The sequence below is a fragment of the Pedobacter sp. ISL-64 genome, assembly GCF_018613605.1.
Taxonomy (GTDB): domain Bacteria; phylum Bacteroidota; class Bacteroidia; order Sphingobacteriales; family Sphingobacteriaceae; genus Pedobacter.
Genome location: NZ_JAGGPU010000017.1, coordinates 1 through 25913, shown reverse-complemented (window position 1 = coordinate 25913; position 25913 = coordinate 1). Strand labels below are relative to the sequence as shown.

15 protein-coding genes are annotated in these 25913 nt (G+C 39.1%); 5 read left to right on the top strand and 10 right to left on the bottom strand.

Going from position 1 to position 25913, the window contains the following annotated elements; translation table 11 throughout:
* The first annotated feature begins 8 nt into the window (after positions 1–8).
* The 5 genes from J7E57_RS19370 (at position 9) to J7E57_RS19350 (ending at position 6908) form a co-directional block, all read left to right on the top strand.
* Positions 9–740 carry a rhomboid family intramembrane serine protease gene (locus J7E57_RS19370; protein WP_215124845.1) on the top strand — a complete coding sequence of 244 codons (732 nt, stop codon included), beginning with the start codon at positions 9–11 and terminating at the stop codon, positions 738–740.
* Positions 733–1587: a rhomboid family protein gene (locus J7E57_RS19365; protein WP_215124846.1), complete on the top strand. Its 855-nt coding sequence runs from the start codon at positions 733–735 to the stop codon at positions 1585–1587. The genes J7E57_RS19370 and J7E57_RS19365 overlap by 8 nt, the downstream gene beginning before the upstream one ends.
* Complete coding sequence (locus J7E57_RS19360; RefSeq protein WP_215124847.1) at positions 1587–2699, top strand: endonuclease/exonuclease/phosphatase family protein; 1113 nt, start codon at positions 1587–1589, stop codon at positions 2697–2699. Before J7E57_RS19365 ends, J7E57_RS19360 begins: the two co-directional genes overlap by 1 nt.
* Before the next feature lie 543 nt (positions 2700–3242).
* Positions 3243–3875, top strand: coding sequence for a nitroreductase family protein (locus J7E57_RS19355; RefSeq protein ID WP_215124848.1), 633 nt, complete (start codon positions 3243–3245; stop codon positions 3873–3875).
* 306 nt (positions 3876–4181) lie between these two features.
* On the top strand, positions 4182–6908 hold the full coding sequence (locus J7E57_RS19350; protein WP_251029978.1) for a carboxypeptidase regulatory-like domain-containing protein: 2727 nt from the start codon (positions 4182–4184) through the stop codon (positions 6906–6908).
* A 289-nt stretch (positions 6909–7197) separates the two neighbouring features.
* Here J7E57_RS19350 and J7E57_RS19345 read toward each other — a convergent pair whose 3' ends face one another.
* The 10 genes from J7E57_RS19345 to J7E57_RS19300 form a co-directional block, all read right to left on the bottom strand.
* Entirely contained in the window at positions 7198–8157 is a 960-nt protein-coding gene (locus tag J7E57_RS19345) for a 2-hydroxyacid dehydrogenase (RefSeq protein WP_215124849.1), read from the bottom strand.
* A 64-nt stretch (positions 8158–8221) separates the two neighbouring features.
* Positions 8222–9031 carry a DUF4249 domain-containing protein gene (locus J7E57_RS19340; protein WP_215124850.1) on the bottom strand — a complete coding sequence of 270 codons (810 nt, stop codon included), beginning with the start codon at positions 9029–9031 and terminating at the stop codon, positions 8222–8224.
* Positions 9032–9035: 4 nt separating this feature from the next.
* Entirely contained in the window at positions 9036–11360 is a 2325-nt protein-coding gene (locus J7E57_RS19335) for a TonB-dependent receptor (protein WP_215124851.1), read from the bottom strand.
* A gap of 96 nt (positions 11361–11456) precedes the next feature.
* Positions 11457–12653, bottom strand: a complete 1197-nt coding sequence (locus J7E57_RS19330) for a cytochrome c3 family protein (RefSeq protein ID WP_215124852.1) — start codon at positions 12651–12653, stop codon at positions 11457–11459.
* Between the two features lie 14 nt (positions 12654–12667).
* Positions 12668–14419, bottom strand: a complete 1752-nt coding sequence (locus J7E57_RS19325; protein ID WP_251029977.1) for a cellulase family glycosylhydrolase — start codon at positions 14417–14419, stop codon at positions 12668–12670.
* Between the two features lie 24 nt (positions 14420–14443).
* The gene (locus tag J7E57_RS19320; RefSeq protein WP_215124853.1) at positions 14444–15850 is read right to left on the bottom strand and encodes a glycoside hydrolase family 30 protein; all 1407 of its coding nucleotides are present in this window, start codon (positions 15848–15850) and stop codon (positions 14444–14446) included.
* A gap of 92 nt (positions 15851–15942) precedes the next feature.
* On the bottom strand, positions 15943–17469 hold the full coding sequence (locus J7E57_RS19315; RefSeq protein WP_215124854.1) for a RagB/SusD family nutrient uptake outer membrane protein: 1527 nt from the start codon (positions 17467–17469) through the stop codon (positions 15943–15945).
* Positions 17470–17480: 11 nt separating this feature from the next.
* Positions 17481–20624 (bottom strand): SusC/RagA family TonB-linked outer membrane protein, encoded by a 3144-nt coding sequence (locus J7E57_RS19310; RefSeq protein ID WP_215124855.1) that lies wholly within the window; start codon positions 20622–20624, stop codon positions 17481–17483.
* Positions 20625–20884: 260 nt separating this feature from the next.
* Positions 20885–23803 (bottom strand): triple tyrosine motif-containing protein, encoded by a 2919-nt coding sequence (locus J7E57_RS19305; RefSeq protein ID WP_215124856.1) that lies wholly within the window; start codon positions 23801–23803, stop codon positions 20885–20887.
* 723 nt (positions 23804–24526) lie between these two features.
* Positions 24527–25186, bottom strand: coding sequence for a GDSL-type esterase/lipase family protein (locus J7E57_RS19300; protein ID WP_215124857.1), 660 nt, complete (start codon positions 25184–25186; stop codon positions 24527–24529).
* Positions 25187–25913 lie beyond the last annotated feature (727 nt).

Here is a 25913-nt window from a genome sequence, read left to right as displayed (position 1 = left end):
AGAATTAAATGAACAATATACATATTCCACCGGTAGTAAAAAACCTACTGATTATTAACATCTTATTTTTCGCGGCTAGCTACCTACTCACAACGCTCCACCTTGATGATCGTTTAGCTGTATATTATTTTGATTCTCCGAAGTTTGAGATATGGCAGCCGATTAGCTACATGTTTATGCATGGTGGTATAGCACACATCTTTTTTAACATGTTTGCATTGTATTCTTTTGGAAGTTTGTTAGAATCGAGATGGGGAGGCAAAAAATTTATTGTCTTTTATTTTATTACCGGATTAGGTGCACTGGCATTGCAGTGGGCCGTACAGGCTTACGAAGTACATCATATTATAGGTAGTGCCACTAATAACGGAAAGATAAACCTTACCGCATTATTTCAGGGGGAGTTTAACACAAACCAACTTTCTATGGCACAAGCGGTTACACTACGCAGCATCTATTTTGGCGGTATGGTAGGTGCTTCGGGTGCTATATTTGGTTTATTGGTTGCCTTTGGCATGCTTTATCCAAATGCCGAATTGTTTATTATGTTTATTCCGGTTCCGGTGAAAGCAAAATATATTATACCAATTTATATTTTAGTAGAGTTATCTTTGGGTGTTGCCCAGTTCGAAGGCGATTCTATAGCCCATTATGCCCACTTAGGTGGTGCTTTAATTGGCTTTATACTCGTTAAAATATGGAAAGACAAAAACGATACATTTTATACACTCTATGAATAATACTTTCAAAGATTTAAAATACAAGGTTTTTCAATCGGGCAACCCATTGTTCTTTTACATTGGGGTTAATGTGATGCTGTTTTTAATCACCGCCATTATTGGTGTAATTGTTTTTTTAGGTCGTATCCCTATCGATTTTGATTTATGGCTTAGAGAATATGTTGGTTTACCTGCCAGTATTTCCAAACTACCTGAACGCTTTTATACCATATTTACGTACATGTTTTTTCATGATGGGATTCTTCATATCCTATTCAATATGCTCGGTTTATTTTGGTTCGGCAACATATTCATGAATTTCTTAAAAAGCAGACAATTTCATTTTGTTTACCTTGCCGGCGGTTTATTTGGCGGCTTATTTGCCATAGCCATATTAAATATATTTCCAGTTTATTCTGGTGGATTAGCAGGAGTAACCATTGTAGGGGCATCTGCCGCAGTGATGGCCATTATTTTCGCTGCTGCAACGCTGGTGCCTAATTATACCATCATGTTGCTTTTCTTTGGAGAGGTTAAAATTAAATGGATTGCCATTATTTATTTTGTACTCGATTTTATTGCCATTGGATCAGTAAATGCCGGCGGAAGTTTAGCGCACATTGGTGGCGCACTTTTAGGTTTCACTTTTATTAAAAGTTTGCAGCGTGGAAGAGATTGGAGCAAGTTGTTCGAACGCAAACCGAAATTAAAGGTAGTTCGGAATGAAAAACCGGTTAAAAAACCCGAATTTAAAGGCGGCGTTTCCCAGCAGGAAATAGATGCCATTTTAGATAAAATATCAACCTCAGGATACGATAAATTAACAGCAGTAGAAAAAGAAAAACTATTTAAGGCAAGTAAAGATTAATGGCCACAAAAAAGAAGAAGTATAGTTTAGTGGATAAACTCCTTTTGCCCATTGCCGTTGTATTGGCAATTGCATTGCTATTGGGGGTTCTTGCCGGAAATATGGATCCAAGAAAACATGCCATTATTGCTTTTTTTGGTCTCGCCTATCCCTTTGTCCTATTCGCTAATATTATCTTCTTGGTGTGGTGGTTTTTAAGCAAGAAATGGATTTTTGCAATTGCCACCGTTTTGGTTATCGCACTAGGTGCTAAAACTTTAAAAGCAACTTTTGCCATTGGTGGCGATGAAGGTGGCACTGAAAAAGCAGACAATAGCATCAGGATGATGACCTACAACGTGCATAGCTTTAAATTATACGGAGAAGACAATACCGAATCGGTAAAAGAAAAAATGCTTCAGGTGGTGAAAGATCAAAATCCTGATATCATCTGTTTCCAGGAGTTTTTTACCCGTTACAAAGGCGCTTTTGATACGGTTGATAGCTTGAAGGTACTACTAAATACAAAATACTACTACTTCGTACCCACCAATAAAAACGATTACGAAGCTACTGGCTTAGCCATATTTTCTAAATTCCCCATCAAGGATTCTGGTAAAATCCCTTTTGTTGAAGGTTTCCCTGGCAACATGGGTATTTATACCGATTTAAACATCAAAGGAAAAACCTTAAGGGTTTACAATGTGCACTTTCAATCTATTTCTTTCGAAAAGCAGGATTACGAATACTTGGATAAGGTAAAAGAAATGAATACCGAACTGCAGCCATCTAAACGGATTTTAAGAATGCTGAAAAGTGCCTTTTTGAAACGTAGCGGTCAGGTTGATATTATGAAAAAGGAAATGGCAACCTGTAAAACGCCTTACCTTATTGCTGGCGATTTTAACGATACCCCGGCTTCTTATGTAGTTACCCAAATTACCTCCGGATTAAACAACAGTTTTATTAAAAAGGGTACCGGTTTTGGCAAAACCTATAATGGTAAGTTCCCTAATTTTCAGATCGATTATATTGCTACTTCTAAGGAACTTGAAGTGTTAAATTACAAAATTACCCAGGCCAAGTTATCCGATCACTTTCCGGTGCGCAGCGATTTGAGGTTTGTGCCTTAATTTCTTTTAAGATTTAATATTCCGTTGACTGAAGTCAACGGCCAAAACTAAGGCTCTTCTTTGGCGTTGACTTGGATATAAACAAGAATCATGGCAATTGCTTATAACAGATCATTCCTTATTGGAGCGCAAGTCCTGTATAAAACAATAAGTTTCTTCCCGTTTTACGCTTTTACGCTTCGCTTCCTCGTACCTCGTTGCTGCAGGGTAACGCTGCAACCGGGGCTAGATGGTTCAAACAGTATTTCATTTTTGGGGTTGCAGGGTGCAGAACCCTTGTTCATAAACCCGATAGAGCGGAATAGCCCGGAGCGTAGCGAGGACTATAAGCGAAAGCGGGACTGCAAACCGCCAAGAACCACAAACTGATCATTTTCTAATAATGAAACAACATTAACCATATAAGAATATAAGCGACATGTAAGCTTTATGCAAATGACGACCAGATTACTCGCTATTTTATTTTCTTACCATACATCAACAATAGGTTTATTCCTTATCTCCATATTTGCTTCATAAAATTTAAAAAAAATCTTCAAAAATATGAGCTTAATAGATGCCCTAAACTGGCGTTATGCCGTTAAGAAAATGAACGGTCAACCTGTTGAACAAGAAAAGGTTGATAAAATTATTGCTGCTGCACACTTGGCACCAACATCTTCTGGTTTACAGCCATTTAAAGTGATTGTGGTAACCAACCAGGAGTTAAAAGAAAAAATCGCACCGATTGCTTATAACCAATCGCAGGTTATCGATTCTTCTCACCTGCTAATTTTCGCAGCCAACGAGAACTATACTGAAGAAGGTATTGATGCCGTTTTTAGCAGAATGAACGCTGAACGTGGCTTACCAGAAAGTGGAACTGATGCATACAAAGCGCAGTTAAAAGGTATGGTTTTATCTAGAACAGCAGAAGAAAACTTTAACCATGCTGCCCGTCAGGCTTATATCGGTTTCGGCATTGCCATTGCAGAAGCAGCTTTGTTAAAAGTAGATGCCACACCAATGGAAGGCTTTAATGGCCCTGCTTTAGATGCACTTTTAGGTTTAGATAAAAAAGGCTTAAAAAGTGTTACCCTATTGCCATTGGGAAACAGGGATGAAGCTGGCGATTGGTTGGTAAACCTTAAAAAAGTACGTTCACCTAAAGAAGAATTTTTGATCGAGTTTAAATAACAGGCAAACAACACTATATTTAAAACGGGCCGCTATTTAGCGGCTTGTTTTGTTTTAGGAGAGTCAGTTTGGAGCTGGGCGTTTGGAGTCGATTAACCGATTTAAACAATTAACCGGTTAACCTAAAAAGTACTCTCGTATTAGATCCTGAAACAAGTTCAGGAGGACGGTATACGGGGAATGAACCAGAGAACTAATGACCAATGAACTTAAATCTTTTGTAAAAAAATGTTAAACATCATCACATTTTATGTGCTCTATTTATAATTGGATATATTTACGGGCTTAGCATTTAATATCCAATACATGAAGATTTTTAGATTATCGTTTATAATACTGTCACTTCTATCAGCACTAAGTTTTTCTTCGTCGGCACAAACCGACACCATTAGCATAAACAGCATCATTACCAAAACGAATAAGGTATTGAGCGATTATCCTGCAGAGAAAATTTATCTTCATTTCGATAAACCCTATTACGCTGTTGCCGATACGGTTTGGTTTAAAGCATATGTTACCGAAAACCAGAATTTCTTATCTGCAATTAGTAAGATCATTTATGTTGATGTGATCAATCAGAAAGATTCGCTTATTCAAACCCTAAAATTACCGATTACCGGTGGTTTTGCTTACGGCAGTTTCCCCTTAGATCAGATTAATTATAAACAAGGTAACTACCATATCAGGGCTTATACTTTATGGATGCTAAATAGTGAAGATCCTGCTTATTTTAACAAGACTTTTTATGTAGGGGAAGCCATTGACAAGGAAGTAAAAACCCATATCACTTATAAAAATACCTCTACTGATAAGTTAGAAAAAATTGATGCGCGCGTACAATTTAAAGATGCCAATAATAAACCTTATGCCAATAAAAATGTAAGCTGGCAAGTGGTTACCAGTTATACAGTTATTGCCAAAGGAAGGGGTACAACAGATGCCAATGGCTTTTTAACAATAGCCATGAGCAATGCGCAAAAGGCAGAATATCAATTACAAAAAGGCGAACTGATTACCAGCATTAATACAACTGATAAAGATGTAGCCAGCAGTAGCTTTCAACTTAAAAATGCTATCGTAAGCAAAGATTTTCAATTTTTCCCTGAAGGTGGAAGTTTAATAGCCGGCTTAACCAACAAGGTAGCCTTTAAAGCCATTAAAAGTGATGGTTTGGGCATTAACGCTAAAGGCACGGTAACCGATAACGACGGCAAAACTGTTACTACTTTTACCGCTCAGCATTTAGGAATGGGCAGTTTCAACTTATTGGCTGAAGCTGGAAAAACCTACAAAGCGGCAGTTGCTTATGCTGATGGCACTACTCAAAATTATAATTTGCCTGCAGTGGCAGCAAATGGTGTTGCCATAAATATAGATAATAGCAGCGCCGATAATGTGGCCATAAAAATTGCAGCAAATGATGCTTTCTTTGAGCAAAACCAAGGCAAAAAGCTTTATTTAATTGCGCAGAGTAAAGGCGTTATCTGCTATGGTGCGCAAACAGCATTATCAAACAAAACGTACAATACCACCGTACTTAAATCTAAATTCCCGAATGGAATTGCACAGTTTACCTTATTTAATGAATTTGGTAAACCATTAAGCGAGCGCTTGGTTTTTGTTCAGCATAAAAATACCATGGCCGTAACTTTAACCAGCGCTGCAACTACCTACGGAATCAAGAAAAAGGTTAAAATAAATGTGGCGGCTAAAAAAGACGGCGCCCCTGTAGAAGGCAGCTTCTCGGTAGCGGTTGTAGATGAGTCGAAGGTTCCATCAAGTGAGGACGCAACCAGTACTATATTAACGGAGCTATTATTAAGCAGCGATGTAAAGGGTTATATCGAAAAAGCAAATTATTACTTTAATGCACCCGATGAGAAGAAAAACGCAGATTTAGATGTATTGTTACTTACCCAAGGCTACCGCAGTTTCAAATACACCGATATTATCGCCAATAAATTACCTAAAATTGATTTCTTACCCGAGCAAGGCATCGAAATTTCGGGTATTCTAAGGCAGAACAATGGCATACCGGTTAGAAAAGGAGCTTTATTATTAACCATACCTGATAAACGTTTTAATTTAGAAAGCACCACAGATCCTGTTGGGAATTTTAAATTTCAAAACCTGATGTTCAACGATTCTTCTAAAGTGACCATTACCGCCAAGTATAATGTAAACTATAAAAACATGACATTAAGCTTAAACGGTGCACCTATTCCTGCTTTAACGAGAAACTTTAGCGCAGCCGAAGAGGTTCTAAACATCGATAGTGCTTTAACCAGTTACCTCGATAACAGCAAAAGACAATATGCTTATTTACACACTTTAAAAGATGTAAACATTAAAGCAGCCGTGGTTCCTAAAGTAAGCCATAAAGATTACCCGGCACTAAGCGGACTTAGCCAAATGGCCGACCATGAAGTGAGTGGCGATCGATTAAAAGGTTGTGGTTTACTGATTAACTGTTTACAGGGCATGTTGGCTGGTGTTACTTTTGCAGATAACAATTTCTACGTGAGCAGAGATTATAACCAGGGCAAAAAAATCCCGATGGGTATCTTTATCAATGGAATGAACGTGGATGTAAACCAGATCAATACACTTGATGCCAATCAGATCGAATCAGTTGAGGTATTTTTAAGAGATGAATTAGGCTTGGTAAACCGTGCAAACAATGTAAATGGGGTTATTGTATTCAATCAAAAGAAAGCACCTAAAGGCACTAAAATATCTAAAGCGCAGCTAATGGATATGCTACCCAAATACTACGAACTTACTTTCTCACCACAGGGTTACAACAAAGAAAAACAGTTCTATTCTCCAAAATACGATGTTCCTGCGAGCATGAACCGCAATGATTTAAGAACTACCATTTACTGGAACCCTAAAGTGGTAACCGATGCTACGGGTAATACTTCTTTCGAATATTACAATGCAGATGGCAAAGGCCAGTATAAAGTAATTATCGAGGGTATAGATGCTAACGGAAATTTAGGAAGATCGGTGTTTAAGTATCTTGTTAAATAGGGAATAAGGGAAATAGGATTGCAAGCTGGATGGCAGGTTTGCAATGAATCGTCATCTCGACCGTAGTGTTCCAAAGGAACTCCTTCGGAGGAGAGATCTTTGGACTATATTAAAAGATCTCTCCGCTCCGCGTTGCTTCGGTCGAGATGACGACCTTCTTTTGGAACCTGCCAATGATAGCCTATCGAAGGGCAAATGTTTTTTATTTTCGACTATAAAAGGCCTTCAACAACATATCATTGAAGTTTGCAGTAGAACGATTCCTTGCAACCTACTACGCTCATTCATCTTACATCACCTCAAAAGGCAACTTTTTCCCTTTTAACCCAGCCAGAACATTCTTAACAATAATCCGTGCCATGGCTGCTCGGGTTTCTTCGGTAGCTGAGCCGATATGTGGCAAAACAGCAACACTTTCCATCGATAGTAAAGGATTATCTTTATCCATTGGCTCCGGATTGGTTACATCTAAACCTGCTCCCCAAATGATCTTGTCTTCCAGCGCCTGGATCAAATCTTTTTCATTGTGAATACCACCTCTGGCCGTGTTAATAAAAATCGATTTGGGTTTCATCTGTTTAAAAACATCAAGCGTAAATTTATCCTTTGTTTCGGGCGTTAGCGCAGTATGTACAGATAATACATCACTTTGTGCCAAAAGTTCTTCGAACGAAACATATTTGGCTCCGATCTCTTTTTCAGCTTCTTCGTTACGTGATCTGTTGTGATAAATTACCTCCATTTGGTAGGCAGCCTTACATTTTTTAGCCATCTCTAATCCAATTTTCCCCAGACCAAAAACACCCAGCGTTTTGCCGTTTACCTCAATTCCCAGTTCGGGTGATGGCTCATAGTTTTTCCATTCGCCTTTAATGATTTTTTTGTGCGAGAAAAAGGCCTTTCGCGATACGGCAAGCATCAATAAAAAAGCAGTATCGGCAGTTGCGCCGCTCAAAACACCAGGCGTATTTCCGATTGGAATATTTAATTTTTTGGCGGCAGCTACATCTACCTGATCGTAACCTACAGAATGTAAAGCAATAACCTTTAAATGACTACAGGCCTTTAAAAATTGGGCATTAATCTTATTTGGCCCGACGCTGATCAAGGCATCCTGACTTTGACAGGCTTCAATCAGTTCTTCGGCTGTAATCTGTCGGTTTTCTTTCCATTGGGTAATCGAAATATTGTTTTCTTCCAGTTCTTTTATGCCAACTGAAGCAATGTTGCCACTTATAAATACTTTCATGTTTTATTTAACACTAAAAATTCTAAGGTGTTTTGGATAATACGAATTGACTTATTTATGGATACTATTTCACAGTTGCTGATAGCACCTGGTAAGTATTGGCACTAAAATAGCCCAATGCCTGATTAGAAATATTAGAAGCTGGATTGGCTGGAGTTGTACCCTGGTTTGGCCCCCGGTTCGATTGCTGACTTAAAGCATACCAATAATCGAAAATATTCGAATCGATACACTCCATTTCTACTTTAATCTTATCGTTCGAATTCAACTCATCACTGTCGTGGTCGTTAGTAGGTGGTTTAAAAAATAGCTGAATCCTTAAGTCGTTTCCATTTGTTAAACGATCGTTATTTACATAGAAACGTTCCGATAAAATATCATTTACATAAAGGTTAAAATGGTAAAAATTGGTTTCGTTGACCGGGTCTTTTAAAAATACAGCAGCAGTTTTGCGTTCGCGACCAAAGAAAAAGTTTTTAATCACCCCTATCGAATCCATTTTAACCACATTGGGCATTTTTGAACTGGCGGTATAAGTTTGTCCCTCGGCAGTAACGGTTAAATTATAGGTAACACCCGGCACGCCCTTCATTTTATTGATATAAGTTCCTGGCGTTGTGCCTTCTTTAAAAACATAAGTATTTCCCTTATTATCGGTTACAGTTACGCTTGCTCCCGAAACTTTCGGAAAAATATTGGCTTCGGTATAACCGATGGTTTTGCTGATCTTAATCTGCTGGTCGATCAGCGAATCGTTAACCACACCTTCAATTACCAGTTGAGGATCGGCATTTTCGGTTTCAATTTGAATAATTTTCTTGCAACCTGTAAAACAGAAAGTGAACAGCGAAAGGTATATAATCAGTTTTTTCATGCTTTTAAAATTTAAAGTTCCAGGTAATCGAAGGGATAAGACCGAACAGCGAAGTTTGCTGGGCAGCAGTTTTGCCTGGATGATCAGGATCAGTAATAAATTCAATGGCATAAGGATTTTTCCGGGCCAATAAATTATAGATTCCAAAATTCCAGCTCGATTGGTATTTCTTCCTCACTTTCCCCTCTAAAGTTGCACTTACATCCCAACGCATATTATAGGGCATTCGGCCTGCATTTCTTTGCGTATAATAATAAGCAGCCTGGCCACCAATAGTATATTTCCCCGCCGGATAAGTAACGGCATTACCAGTGCTGTAGATAAAACTCGAGGAGAAAGTCCACCGCTTGGTCATGTTGTAAATGCCCACTAACGAAATATCATGCGTACGATCTTGCCGTGCGGGAAAATATTTACCATCATTAAGTTCTGTAAATTTACGTTCAGTACGCGATAAGGTATATCCCACCCAACCGTTCAGCTTACCAAATTTTTTCTTAAAAAACAGTTCCATTCCATAAGCCCTGCCTACTCCATATAAAAGTTCTGATTCTACATTTGAGTTAGCCAATAATTCGGCCGCATTTTTATAGTCGATCTGATTCTGGAGCCACTTATAATAAATTTCTCCCGAGAGTTCGTAATTGTTATCCTGAATATTTTTGAAATACCCCAAAGCCACCTGATCGGCAATTTCGGGTTTAATATTGGTACTGCTCAACACATACTGATCGGTTGGTGAACTGGAAGTAGCGTTGGTTAAAATATGGACGTTCTGGGTATTGCGGTTATAAGAAGCCTTTATCGAATTTTCTTCGTTAAACAGATAGCTCACCGAAAAACGTGGCTCCAGGTTAAAGTAGTTTTTATGGAATTTTCCCTTGGCTACATTTTCTGTCGACAGGGTATTCCCATCGGCATCATACGTACTAAAATTACCAGGCCCCATTAAAGAAAAAGCAGCCAAACGTACACCATATAAAAAGTTTAAATGTTCGTTTACGGCCCATTCGTCAGAAATGTAAGCTGCTGATTCTATGCCATAACGCCTTTCCTGCGTAAGCGAATTTACCTGTGATGCTTCATCACTATCAATATCAATTGGCGAAATACGGTGCTGTGTAGCATTGATACCAAAACGAAGTGTATGCTTGTTGCTGAAATACTGGAAATCTTCTTTAAAGTTAAAATCCCGAACCAGTGAGGTTGCTTTAAAGTTGGTCGCATCATTTAATAAGCGAACGGTGTAATTATAGTTGTTGTAAATTAACGAGGTATTTGAAAACAAACGATCGCTAAAAATATGGTTTAAACGGATGGTGGTGGTTACATTGCCCCAGTTGTTTTCGAATAGATCTTTTACGCCGATATTATCCTTGCCAAAATAGCCGGAAATATAAATGGTGTTTTTATCATTGATCTTATAATTTGCCTTTGCATTAATATCATAAAAATTTAAGGTACTCCCATTTACGGTCGAATCGGGCGAAGACCTTAAAAACAGATCGATATACGTTCTGCGGAAACTCACCATAAAAGAACCCCTGTCTTTTACAATCGGCCCTTCTGCTTTTACACGCGAGGCAATCAATCCGATCCCACCCTGAAATTTAAATTCCTTATTGTTCCCATCGTCCATTTTAACATCTAAAACCGACGATAAACGACCACCGTACTGAGCAGGCATACCACCTTTGTATAAACTTACATCCTTAATTGCATCAGCATTAAAAGTGGAGAAAAAGCCAAGCAAATGAGAGGAGTTGTATACCACCGCTTCATCCAGAATAATTAAATTCTGATCGGCAGCACCACCGCGCACATAGAAACCTGTGTTCCCCTCACCACCCGATTTTACGCCTGGTAACAGCTGGATGGTTTTTAAGATATCCTTTTCACCAAGCAGTACAGGTATAGAATTAAGCGATTTCATATCGATCCTTTCCAAACCCATTTGCGCACTTTTAACGTTTTCGTTTTTACGGTTATTGGCACTTACTGTTACTTCATCCAAATCGTTTGCACTTTTTAATTCCTCGTTCAGCTTGGTATCTTTAATTAAACTGATGGTTTTAACAATGGATGCATAACCCGTATAACTTACAGCCACAGTGTAGGTACCTTCAGGTTGTGTTAAAGCAAAATAACCATAATTATTGGTTAGGGTTGCTGCGGTAGAAGCTCCGGAAATCCGGATGGTTGCACCGATTAAAGTTTCGCCTGTACCTGCATCGCGGATGGTGCCGCTAATGGTAAATTTCTTTTGAGCAAAAATAGGGGTTGAGAGAAAAAGGAGGAAGAATAAAGCTAAGTAGTGTTTTATGAGCATATTGGCTACTATCTAATTTTTAAGGTGGAAACCAAATGTACGAAATCCAAGTCCTATTAATGGATAGTGGGGAATTTCTTAATACAAGTTTGGGTTTTACTTATTAATAACGGGATAAATGGCAATATGGTGTGAGCGTAACCGGTACGGACTCAAATGATCTTTACCCGCCTGTTGAAAGGTGATCAGTTTTGAAGATTCTTCAGGCATATGGCAGTCGATACAATTGGTACTGAGCGATCCTTTAGCTAAAGTAGCTTCGCTATGATTGGTAATTTTGTGGCAATTGATACAGCGCTGAGAATAGAGGCTTAAATTCCCTTTAATATTTTCGTGTGTATTGTGGCAGGATTGGCAAGTCATGGTTTCACTTTTCCGATAACAATTACTGCCCTTTAGCATGGCACTTTGGTTACCGTGTACATCAATATTACCACCGCCAAAACCTGTAAAATCCTGCGAATAATAAGCCTCTAAATCGTCGCCCGGCTGGAAACCGAATACAGATCGCTGTGCCACCAAAGTATTGCCCGAATGACAAACAGCGCAAACATCCATCTTTTGTTTTCGGGTAAGTGTTTTATACAATGTGATAAATTTTGCTGTCTTTTCTTCGGGGTTCTCCAGATGAAAAACAACATGCTGTTTGCCGGGTCCGTGGCAACGTTCACAATCTATCCCATAAATAACAGCGCCCTTTTCCATTTCCTCATCTTTTGAAAAAGTAGATTTTTGTGTGAGTTTAATAGCTACATAAGATGTGTGGCACTCTAAACAACGGCTCGTTATCGCCCGGTCATAATAAAAGCTTTCTTTTGGAAAACCAGGGCTGATGGCCCAATTCTTAATAGCAGCGAAGTAAGATAAAGGCAGTTCGTACATTTTCTTGCCTTGCCAATAGGTATAAGTATAGGCTTTTTCGCCTGAACCAAATTGCATATCAAACTTTTGCGCACGCACAGCTTTGCCATCCTGATAAGCCACCTGAAATATGCCGCTATCCCTCTTTTCTATTATTACTTTTTGGGTTGCATCATATTGGAAACTGTTCGAATCAGGGGCGAAAATTTTTAATAAAGCTGCATCTACCACGGGCTTAGAAGTTAAACCATGCGGACTATGTGCATAAGACTGCGATAAATCTTTATGACATTTAACACAGGTAGCCGCTCCGGTATAGGCTTCGCCCCTCGCATCTTCAGGCAATCGGTCGGCAACATTCATGCATCTAAGAACAACAACCGCAATGGCAATTGCTCCCAAAATGAGCAGGATACGTTTTACGCCTTTCAAGATGATGTTTTGTTTTAATTTACAAATTGAATATAACCAAAATTATAGCCCCCTGCATCTGTCAGCACCTTAATTTTTTGCTTGCCCGCCTTTAAAACAACGTTCTTTACCGCAAAGGTTGCAAACTTCTTATTATCTCCGGTATTTGGAACCGCAATATCTTTAGCCGCTACTTTGTTATCGATCATAATGGTCATTCTACCTGAAGCATTATCTGCCGCAGCATTTATTTTTAAAGTGTAGGTTCCCTTTTGCGAAACATTTACGGTATACTGTAACCACTCTCCTTTTTCGATATGGTTTACATAATACTTTTCGTATTGGGTAGAATCTTTTGCAATATCCACCCCATCATTCCGGTAAATCCGACCACGGTTACCTGCACTTCTTTTTCCTGTTGAGGTATGGTAATCGGCAGTATCTGTATCGAAATAAGCTTTGCCATTTTTACCTAAATCGTAATCTACGGCATACACAATGCTTTTATCTCTAATAAGACTGGGCTTAAACGGCTTGGTTTCATTACTAAAAGGCTGACGGATCATCGCATCGATCACATCCCTGTGAATAATCGTATTTTCTAATCTCGAATAAATAGCCAGTTCCATTAAACCGCTGTATACATTGCTATCTTTAGGTTTGTCTCCACCGTTATTGAAGTACTTTACCAGCGCATCGTAATTGGGGTTCGATTTAATTTCCATCGGATTATTCGCTCCTATTTTTTTCAATGGCCACCAAGCCCAGCCGATGTTATTTTTTTCTAAAAGGCGGATGGCATCAGTAAACCAAACATTAGAATTTTCTCCTGTTTCACCAAGCCAAACCGGAATATGCTGTTCATCTCTGGCCTTAATAATGTGTGCTATTGACGCCTGATCGTTATAATTCCAGTATTTATGATAACTCAAAACCATGTTTTTATCCCACAGTGGAAAAATGCCATTATAATTATTGCCCCAGCCATTGCCTTCGATAATAATGATGTGTTTTTGATCAACCTCGCGGATGGCTTTGGTAATCTCAATCATTAATTTTCTTAAAGGCGCATTCACTTTTTCTTTTGTTCCGTTTTTATCTTCTTCAGGATTTGAGAAACCGTAGTTAGGTTCGTTCAAAATATCGTATGCACCAATATAAGGTTCATCTTTATAACGTTCGGCCAGTTTTTTCCAGAGTGCAATGGTTTTTTCCTGGTTGGCCTTGCTATCCCATAAATACGGTTTTGATGGATCGCGGTCGGCAATGTTTAAATCATTCCCTTGTCCGCCAGGTGCAGCGTGCAAATCTAAAATCAGGTACATTTTATTGGCCTTACACCAGGCTAACAGGCTATCGGTTAAGGCAAAACCCTTTTCCAGCCAGGTATTTTTGCCTGCAACCGGCTCTTTATCTACTGGCAGGGTGTATAAATTGTAGTGCATGGGTAAACGGATGGAATTAAAGCCCCAGCGTTTCAACGAATCGACATCGATTTTGCGCATGTGGTTGGCCAACCAGGCATCGTAAAACTCCTGGGTCTGTTTTGGGCCCATCAGTTCTTCTATCCGTTCGCGGATGCGGTATTGTTGTGCCTCTTGGTTGATTTTGAGCATATAACCTTCCTGCAACATCCAGCCACCTAAACCAAAGCCGCGGAGCAAAACATTCTCGCCTTTTGCGTTCACTATTTTTTTACCCTCGGCTTTTAAAAACCCTTGACTAAACCCTGTAAACGAAACAATGCTGAACAGAAAAATATATAAGATTGATTTTGTAAAAGACATAAAATAAGATTAGGTTTTAGATAATTACCAGATATATGTGGCTACAGAGCCTTTATCGAGTGTTGCAACAAGTGATTGGCCGTTAAAGCTAATATTAAACTTAGCGGTATTTTTACCACTATTGGCTACAATTAAAACATGTTTTCCACTAGGTGTTTTAAAGGCAACATTTGGCAGATCGGATAAATCGTTAGTAGCAATGCGAACAGCACCTGGACGAACAAATTTAGAAGCATGCGCAATGGAATAATAAGCCAGATTTCTGCTATAAGAATCTTTATCAATGGTTACTGCGCCCTGGCACATCGAACAGCCACCCCTATCGGTATAAGGCTTATTTTCTGGGTCGGCGGCCAAATTCCACTCCAGTACATTTTTACTCCAGTTGCGGGTAGCGCCAATAATTAAACGCCTAACCGGGTTCACAATTTTAATATCTGTAGCATCTGGTTGTTCTACCACCATTTGCTCAGAAAAGTAAATGTTTTTATCGGGATGGGCATTGTGCACATCGCTTAAAGCTTCAATTTTTCCTCCGTACAGGTGAAAGGCAGATCCATCGATATATTTTTTGGCTTCCGGATCATCTAAAATCGTAATCGGATAATCTGGGCGGTCGGCATTATGGTCATACACCAGAATTTTAGTTTTAATCTTGGCCTTAGCAAAAGCCGGACCGAGAAATTTCTTTACAAAAAGCGCCTGATCTGGTGCAACCATGAGTAAGCTAGGGTTATTGCCCGGATGCAAAGGTTCGTTTTGAACAGTAATGGCATCGATAGGAATACCCTCTTTTTGCATTTCCTGTACATACCGAACAAAATATTTAGCGTAAGCATCGTAATATTCGGGCTTTAGCATGCCCCCACGGGCATCATAAGTAGTTTTCATCCATAAGGGTGGAGACCATGGCGAACCCATAATTTTTAGCTTAGGGTTAATCGCAAGGATTTCCTTCATTACCGGAATCACATCCACCTTATCCGGGCCTAAATCAAATTTAGCCTGTATTAAATCGGTTTGTCCTTCGGGAAGGTCGTTATATGAAAATACTTTTTCGTTTAAATCAGAAGCACCAATGCTCAAACGGATGTAACTCACGCCGATGTTGTTTCCATCGGTAGCAAATAGCTCTTTCAATAAGGCGGCCCTGGCTGAGGGCGACATCTTAACAATGTGCTGTGCACTTCCGCCGGTTAAGGCAGAACCAAAACCATCAATGCTTTGAAAAGTTTCTTTTTCATTTACCACAATCGTTGCGTGATCATTTTTAGCTGTAGCAAAACTTAAACCTGCTGCCTGTTTAGCAAATAATACAGATCGATCTGCCTTGGTAAGCCAAACTTCTGCCTGGTTTTGGGCAATAACGGAAAGAGAAGAGCAGGTAAAAATACAAGCAATAAAAAGACGAAGCGGTTTGGTAGAAAGCATAGATAAAAATGAAAATCGGATTAAAAAACAGGAAGAAAGACTGTGCTTTCTCCCTGTTAACAATTAAACTTTAAGCGTGTATAGATGAGCAATTATTTTGTTCCACCCCATTCTTTGCTCTGAAGAATTTTGGTGTTGTTTAACTCAGCCTGTGGGATCGGCAAGGTCTCGTTTTTATTTGCCTGAAATCCTTTAGAAGCCAGTTTAGTTGGGGCAAGTCCCCATCTCACCAAATCAAACCATCTTTGTCCTTCAGCCACCAGTTCCAAACGTCTTTCTTTCATGATATTATCCATGGTTACCGCAACAGGATTTAAACCTACACGGGCTCTTACGGCATTGAGGAAAATATAAGCCCTGGTACCTGCACCAACTGCAGCACCACTTTTCAATAATGCTTCGGCTTCCATCAAGTAGGTATCAGCTAAACGTATTTCGTACATATTCTGACCAAAGTTTAATTCTAACTGGCCAACAGCTGCTTTGGTAGAAACTCTTCCCGCATATTTCTCAACAAAATATCCGGTATTATCATTGGCATGTTTGTAGGTTACAATACCCGCTTTTTCCAAACTATCTAAATTGGCAACAGTAGGTTTATTACGCGGGTCGTAGTGAATTAAGTCAAATAATTCTTTCGTTATTGGCATAACACTCCATCCCGAAACATAGTCTGGTGCTTTTGCAGCAATTACAGGCACATAATTACGAGGCCCTACCAGAATGCCCATCACATTACCTTCACGGCTTCCAACGTTACCCCAGCCCATGTTAGAGGTAGTATTGTAGCTGAGTTCTAAAATAGATTCTGAATTGAACTTGTTTTTAACATTCCATAAATCGGCAAAGTTTGGAAGTAATTTATAGCCATAAGTGCTTGCACCAGGAGCCGTACCATTTACAAGCGCAAACTCTGCGGCTGCCGGAGCCCATTTTTCTTCCCATAAGTAAACCTTACCTAAAACTGCATGAACTGCACCTTGATTCAAACGCCCTGCATCCGCAGTAGGGATAGTTAGAGGAAGAGCAGGTAACGCTTCAGCTAAATCTTTTTCTATTTGTTTATACACATCTGCGGGGGCAACCTGCGTAACATCAAACATACCAGAAGGCTCTACCGGTGCTAAGATTAATGGTATATTTTTGAAGATACGTACCAAATCAAAATAAAATATAGCACGCAATGCTTTAGCTTCGGCAATATACCTTGCCTTGGTTGAAGCATCCATTGTAATACCTTCTATTTTTTTCAATAAAACATTTGCACGGTAAACACCGGTAAAACCCTTACTCCATAAATAACTTGGGGCACCTGATAATGAGTTTACCGTATAGTTATTCATCGCTTGCATATCTCCTAAATCTGATGGAGAATCGGCACCGGCGAAATGATCATCTGATGCAGAGCTAAATAAATTAAGTTTTGTGAGGTAGCCACTAGACTGATTACCCAATTGATCATAAACAGCTACCAAACCAGTAAAAGCCTGCTGCTGGGTTTGATAATAACCTGTCTCCAGAATACGTTCACGCGGATTTACATCCAGTTGTTTTTGACAAGAAACGATTAGTTGAGAAGCGGTTAAAAGGGCTGCAATAGCTAAAATATTCTTTTTCATTTTATTTTTTTTTAGAATCCAACATTTAAACCTACCATAAACGAACGGGCCTGTGGATAAATACCTCTATCTACCCCCAATACAGTTCCACCGATTTCGGGATCGTAACCTGAATATTTTGTAATGGTCCAAAGGTTTTCACTCATCAGATATACCCGGACTTTTTGTGCGCCAATTTTTTTAATCACATTAGCTGGAAGATTATATCCTACCTGAAGGGTTTTTAAACGGAAGTAATCTCCTTTTTCCAAATAATTTTTAGAGAACTTTGTGTAGTTTCCGTTAAGATCCTTATCTGCAACACGCGGAACAGTAGTGGATGGGTTTGTAGGCGTCCATCTATCAAGAACTGATTGTTGCCAGTTTCCATAAGTTACATCTAAACGTCTTAATCCCTGGAAGATCATATTTCCGCCTACACCGTTTCCGAAGGCAACAAAATCAAAGTTTTTATAAGCCAGATTAATGGTAATACCGTAGGTATATTTTGGAAGCGGACTACCCAAATAAGTTCGATCACTACCATTTATCGTTTCATTTCCATCTAAATTGGCAAATTTAATATCTCCGGGTTTTGCAGAAGGTTGCAGTATTGTACCACCTGGCCCTGTGTAAGCATTAATTTCTGCTTGTGATTGGAAAATACCAGCCACTTCATATCCATAAAACTCATTGAATGCACGTCCAAGTGCGGTACGGGTAAAGTTACCCATGCCTTGAAAGCTCTGTGCGTTATCTTCAATAAACTCTCTTCCGGGCAATAACTTGGTTACCTTATTTTTCAAGGTTGAGATATTAGCGTTGATACCTAAACTAAGTTCTCCGATTTTTTTTCTGTAGCCGACTTCGAATTCTATACCGGTGTTCTGCATATCGCCAACATTTTCTGCGGCACCACCAGCTGCACCTAAATAAAGCGGGATAGATGGTGTTTGCAATACGCCAATAGTTTTCTTTTTGAAGTAAGAAGCACTAAGCGTAAAATCGTTAAATAAAGTAGCATCCAAACCTATATCTATTTGGTGAGTTTCTTCCCATTTCAAATCAGGATTTGATAAAGCAGCCGGACTCCATCCGATAGTACTTACATCTGTAGTACCAAAAGAATAATTACGCCCGCTATTCACCAATGATACATAACTGAAATCACCAATGGCATCGTTTCCTGTAATTCCATAGCTGCCGCGTAATTTTAAGAAATTAACGATCTTGTTTTCTTTCCAGAAACCTTCTTTTGTAGGCACCCATCCTATTGAGGCTGAAGGAAAGTAACCAAATCGGTTGTTCGTACCAAAGCGTGAAGAACCATCACGACGAACAATACCCGTAAATAGATATTTTTCATCATAATCATAAGTTACGCGGGTAAATAAAGAGTTAACAACATGCAAGGTACCATCACTACCGTCACCCTGAATATCGGCAGTGGCCGGTTTATAATTTAAATTAGCCTGATAAAAGTCTTGCGCAATGATATTGTTGAACCTTACGTTTAAGCCACGGTTATTATTGTCCATATAATAACCTTGACCAAAAATGGCGTATGCATGGTGTTTACCAAAACTTTTTGAGTAGCTAATGGTATTTTCCCAGTTATAATTTAAGGTCATATTCATCTCACGATAGAAATTCGTCTTGGTATTTGTATTAGATGGGCTTAACCAGAATAAAGGGGTATAAGACTCAGAACCATAAAAAGCAAGTTTAGTTCCTAATGAAGATCTGAATTTTAAATTTTCAATAGGCTCAATTTCTAAAAAAGCATTACCAACAATGTTGTGGTCCCAACCGTAGTTACCCAATCTGGTTTGAATATAAGCCAGCGGGTTACTCATTTCCTGACCAACAGGGCCTGAAATACCATAAGGAAATCCTGTTGCGGGGTCTCTAATAATATTCGCAATGGTATAAGGAGACTTGCCTATAGCCGTTGGGTCGGTTTGAATAACCGGGGTAATTGGATCTAAATGGATTGCTGAACTTAAAGGACCACCGAACTCGCTATTGGTATTACCTAATGAGCTGTTAACCGAATGGCTATAGCCTAAATTCTCACCAAAGCTTATCCACTTAGCAGGCTTAAATGTAGAATTAAGGCGAATGTTAGCGCGATTAAAATTAGAAATCGGTGTGGCTACAATACCTTCCTGATCCAGATAACCAAAAGAAGTATAAAAGGTAGATTTATTCGTTCCGCCCGAAACGCTAAACTCATGGGTCTGTCTGCGGGCGTCGTTATTAAAAACAACCGATTGCCAATCAGTACCTTCTCCATAAGATGATGGATTTGCATACGGAAGTGTTAAAGGGCCATCGGTTGCTGCATTATAGCTATTTGAATAGGCTTCATTCCTGATTGTTGCGTATTCACTTGCGTTTAGCAATTTGAGCTTTTTAGCTGGTGCTTGTGTACCGTAAAATCCATTGTAATTTATAGCTAACCTTCCTTCTTTACCCTTCTTGGTTGAGATAATAATTACGCCGTTTGCGGCTCTGGCACCATAAATTGCCTGCGAAGCTGCATCTTTTAAAACCTCAATAGATTCGATATCTGACTGATTTAAATAACCGATCCCGCCATTATCTACAATTACACCATCAACAACCCAAAGCGGATCGTTATTACCAGAAGATGCAAAAGAGGTGAAGCCCCTCACCCTCACAGTTGAAGCCGATCCTGGCTGTCCGTTACCACTTGCAATGGTTAAACCAGATGTTCTTCCCTGTAAAGCTTGCTCTACTCTGTTAATAGGCATCGATTCCAGATCTTTTGCCTTTACGCTGGAGATTGATCCGGTTACCAGGGCTTTTTTCTGTGTACCATAACCCACAACAACCACTTCTGTTAAATCTTTAGAATCGGCTGTAAGCGAAACATTGATACGGCCTCCTGCCGGAACAGTTACCGTTTGCGTGGCCATGCCAATTAAACTGATGGTTATTTTTCCACCCACAGGTGCCTGAATGCTAAAAACCCCATTGGCATCAGTAGATGCTGCCTTAGTTGTTCCGTCAAGCTTAACGGTTACGCCAGGTAACGGCGCACCATTTTGTTCTGTTACTTTTCCTGTAACGGGAATGTCTTGTGCCAATAAGGCAAAGGGAAATGCCAAGATACAGTAAACGAAGAATACGAATGTAAATCTTCCTCTCATAGAAATTAGTTTTAAGTTAATATTTGGTTAGTTTATGACCGGGGAGTTTGGTGGCCCCGTTTCATAAATCAAATCTATAGCGGTGCGTAACAATAGCAGAATTTGTTGCTACTACACGAACCATACAGAAGCCCTCAATTCACTTAAAAAAAAGAAATACAGACCTACATAAGCCCTACAGGCAAGCGATAAAAATACTGAAAATCAGATAATTAACTTATTTCAATAGAAAATGTTTCAATTGTAACAAAAACATCGGCTTAAGATGTCTTTTGACGGGCAATATTGATCAGAAACTCATATAAATTGGTTTCTGGTTTAAGCTGAAGCTTCTTTCTTAAACGGTATCTACCCACTTCGATGGCCTTAATGGTTACGTTCATCAGCTGCGCCATTTCTTTTGATGATAGATTCATCGATAAATAGGCACAAAACTTTAAATCGTTCTGACTTAAATCAGGATAAAGGTCTTTGAGTTTATTGAAAAATTCGGTGTTTACATGGTTAAAGTGAACGCTCAAGTGATCCAATTCCTGGTCCTTTTTTTCTACATCCCTGATCAGCCTGATTAAATGCCTGAAACTTGGCGAGCTCTCATTAATATCGTGGTTTTTAATTACCGCCGATATTACTTCTTTTATTTTGGCTAATACTTTACCCCGCTGAACCAAATGCATGGTCATGGTAGAGAGTTCTTTGTTTTTATAATTTACATCCGCTTCTAACTTTTCGTTTTGCAGCCTCACAATTTCCTTTTCATTCCTGTCCAGTTCGAGCTGATGGAGATAACTCATCCGTTCCTGCTCTTTAATGTGTTTCCGCTTTTGCCATTTAATAATCAGTCTGATGAGCAGTACAACTAAGATCAAGTAAAAAATTCTCATCCAGATGGTATTGTACCAGGCGGGTAACACCACAAAAGTATAGCCCACCACGACCGACTCGTTGCCTACGTCTGTTCTGGCCTTAATGTTAAAAGTATATTTCCCAGCTGGCAAATTGGTGTAATCCTTTTCACTTTTGGTGCCCCAGGCAGACCATTCGCGATCGAAGCCAACCAGTTGATAGCTAAATTTGATGTTCTTATCGTGCTCAAAAAGTGTAGAAGCATATTCGAAATGGATAGAATTTAAACTGTTGATGTATTCTGGTATCTCTTGTTGGTCTTGTTTAGCAGAAATTACCCCTTTGCTCACAAAATAACCACCAAATACCAAACTGTCTTTATTTCCAAGCAATTTAACCTGCCCTAGGGTTACAATTGGCTTGGTGATGTTTTGAATATACTTTTCATAGTTAATATGGTAAGCCCCTTTATTTGCCCCAATAAATATATTCTTGCTATCGAGCGTATAAATAGATTCAAAACCGCCAACTACTTTCCCATCCAGTTCGGGCAGGTAAAAGATAGTGAAGGGATTTGCACCAGAAGGATGTTTAAAATCGATCACGCCTACTTTTTTATTGCTTACAAACCAGATATTCCCATCACCATCTTCCTTCATGTATTGAACAGAAACGCCATTTAGGACATTGGCCAATAATTTAAAACGGACAAATTTTTGTCTGCCTTCATCATATTCATAAATACCATCAGACGTCGCAATAACTACCCTGTTTTTAATATGGAAAACATAATTGTAAAGTTTGGAGGGTAAACCACTTTTATCGGTATACAAAGTGGTTCGGAGCACACGTTTATGATCGGGTTGCAATTCTATTTTATATACGCCATGGTAAGGGTGTGATGCCCAGATGCGGTCGGGATTATTGTTATCTGCTACAATAAAGCGTAAGGTTTCGGCAATGCCTCCTATTTTCCCCGCGTTGATAAAACTGGAGTTGTTATAGGTTATTTTTTGCAGTCCGGCATAAGTTCCGGCAATTACCTCACTACTCGGATAAATATTATCCGGGGTTTGGTACATCCACGTTCCGATCAGGCTGTAAATCGGCCTGGCTACATTGTCTTCTACCAGTAATGTTCCATCCTCATGCGCCATTAATAACTGGTTGTTAATCTCATCCAGGCCCCAAACCTGGCCTTTGGTATTCTTTACCTCTTCAAAATAGGCAGGTGAGTAGCTTAAATCCTGTACCCCTGAACTTACTTTTGCCCGGTATAAGCCGTTTGATGTACCAATATAGATCGATTGGTTAAATTTCCGGAAAGCATAGCTGGTAATCTGTTTATTACGGTCAGGAAAAATATTCTTAACTGCACTGTTAATGGCCACATAGGCTATTCCATCATCCAGGGCCAGCCACATATTTTTATCACGATCGATCAGAATACCCCTTACGTTATTGTTCTGCAAACCTTCTCTATAATTGTATTTCTGAACCAGCTCGCCTTTGCTATTCATAATGTACACACCGCCTGAGGTGGTGGCTACACCATACAAATGCTGGCTGATCTGATTGGTAAAATAAATCCTATCGTTTAAAAACACCTGATCCAACTTTGTTTTTAAAGGTATTAGCTGGTGGTTAACCACCAGAAAGAAACCCTTTTTCAAAACAGAAACCAGCAGGGTATCGCCCCCATAAGGCAGAACAGCTGTAATGCTCGAGCGGTTTAAAACACTATCGCTACAAAAGGGTTTCCACATTTCGTGGTCGTAAATCATTAAACCTGAATCTGAAGACTGCGAAAAGACTTTATTGTTCGCCATTCCCATAAACAGCCAGGTGGTGGTGGTTTTATAACTTTTAATTACTCCATCTTTATAATGCAGAATAGCATGTATCGACCTAAAAAACACCTCGTCATTGATGATGGAAACACCCCAGATATCGGCCAGTTTCCGCATGCTCTCTGGCAGCAGGTTTAATAAAGAAGTATATTTCAAAACACCCTGTGCATTGGGGTAAAAGTATCCAAATTCATCCTGTCCGCCCACATAAATGCGGTTTTTAGAATCGATGCCTACCGAACGTACCGAGGTATAATTGGGCAGCCTGAAAAGGTTCCAATAGCGTCCGTTAAAAGTGAGCAAACCTTCGTTGTTGCCAAAATAAAGCATACCGTTCCTATCCTGCTCTACGTCCCAGTTCTGGATGCCGGCATTATACTGCTCATTATTATAATTTACAATCTGCGGAATAGCCAAAAGATCCTGGGCATGCACACCATAGCCTATTAAACAAAATATAATCGCAAGTAAAAGTTTATTCATCTGGTTAGGGAGGATGATTTGAACGCAATAATAAATATATAATTTTAATTCTGATTAAAGACTAAAGCTGAAAGACTAAAGACCAAAGCTAAAAGACCAAAACTACCAGTTCCAATGCAAAACTAGCTGTGTAATCCCCAAATCTGTGTAATCATACGCTTTAGCGAAAACTTAGGTGTGCTTAGGTGCCTTATTTAATAAAGCTAAAGAGCATGTTAACTTATATGTTCTTATATGTCTTATATGGTTAAATCTTTGGCGTACTAAGGTGGTAAGAAAATAATGATGCTTGTTTTTGGAGCGCAATGCCTGTGGTGCTTAGCTGTGTTCCAGTCCCGCTTTCACTACAAGTCCTCACTCATACTTCGTTCCGGGCTTTCCGTTCAATCGGGGCTAGGTAACGGGATACAATGCATAAATTAAAGTGATATATTTAGGGTGTTAAGGTAGTGAGAAAATATATAGTTTCTTTTTTGGGGAACAATAAATAGCTTGCCAAAACCATTTAATAAAGTTAAAAGAGCATATTAACTTATATGTTCTTATATGGCTAAATCTTTGGCGTACTAAGGTGGTAAGAAAATAATGATGCTTGTTTTTGGAGCGCAATAGCTGTGGTGCTTCGGTGTGTTCCAGTCCCGCTTTTACTGCAAGTCCTCACTGCGCTGTGGGCTTTCCGTTCAATCGGGGCTAAGTAATAGCGGGCAGTGGTGGTAAAACCAATTATTTCAGCAAATAGGGTTCTACAGCTTTTCGCCAGATGGCATAACCTGTAGCATTCATATGCAACATATCTTCCACAAAAAGTTCTGGTCTTAATTTTCCATCTTTCGTTAACATTAATGGATAAACATTAACAAACTTCGTATTGGCTTCTCCACTTAAAAATTTTTTGATCAGTGCATTCGAAGCTACTGCCTTTTCTTTAAATTTATCCCTGCTCGGACTTGGTTTAATAGAGATGTAAACAATAGGCACCCTTGGTAACTTTGCCCTAATGGCCTGCACTAAACGGATGGTACGGTTTAAAACAGTGTCAGGTGTAACCGTTTCGTTTGGTAAATCATTCTCCCCCACATACAGTACAATCTGCTTAGGCTGGTAAGGGAAAACAACATCATTTAAATAAAAGATAATATCGTTAATTACAGCACCACCAATACCGCGGTTTAAAGCATTGTATTTGGCAAAAATCTGTGTACAGTCGTCCCACTTCCTGATGGATGAACTTCCTACAAATAACACCGGATGAACGGGTGGTTTGTACATTTGATCGTATTTTTTAATGGTTTGCACGTCATCCCAAAAATTAGGTTTCTTTTGGGCATAAGCAGTTATAGTTAAAAAAGAAATCAAAAGGAAGCTTAAAAATGATCTTTTCATGCGAATAAGGATGTTTAGAGGCTCACAATATACCAATATCCTATTTTTTACAATCAATTCAATCAAATTTATTACTGTCGTATGTAAAAAAATAAATCGAAGTTTTTCGTGGAATAGTGCCTGATTCGCCTGCATTGAGTAATGCAGGCAAACAGGTCTTGCTATCATCAACTAACCAAACATATAATGATGAACAAATATAGATCTTTATTTAGAACTATTCTAAATAATTAACAAATTTTAACTAATACAATAGTAAAACACTAATAATCAATTCCTTTAATTTTAAAGAAGAACGCTTAATAACCCCTGGAATGAAGCTTTTTAATAAAATTTTTCAAAGAATTCTCCTTGCAGGCATCCTACTATATCAAACTAAGTCTGTTGAAGATTATTAACGAACAATTTGCTATAATTAGTATAAAAGAGTTTCCTGCTGGTGTCGCAAATCTACGCAGAGTAAGTTCAAAGATCTCTCTCCCGAAAGTTCGGGATTGCACTCCAGTCGAGATGACGATAAGTTTATAACGTTTCTGCGTCGATCATCTTAAATCTGCGGGCAAATAAGAACTAAGGGTTTTCCGCTGATACCGCGAATCTCCACAGAGCAAGTTCAAAGATCTCTCCGTTCCGTTGCACTTCTGTCGAGATGACGATTGATAACAGATCATAATTTTTAGCCACGGAAGCACAGAAACCTTGTTAATAAACCTGTATTCTATGGTTT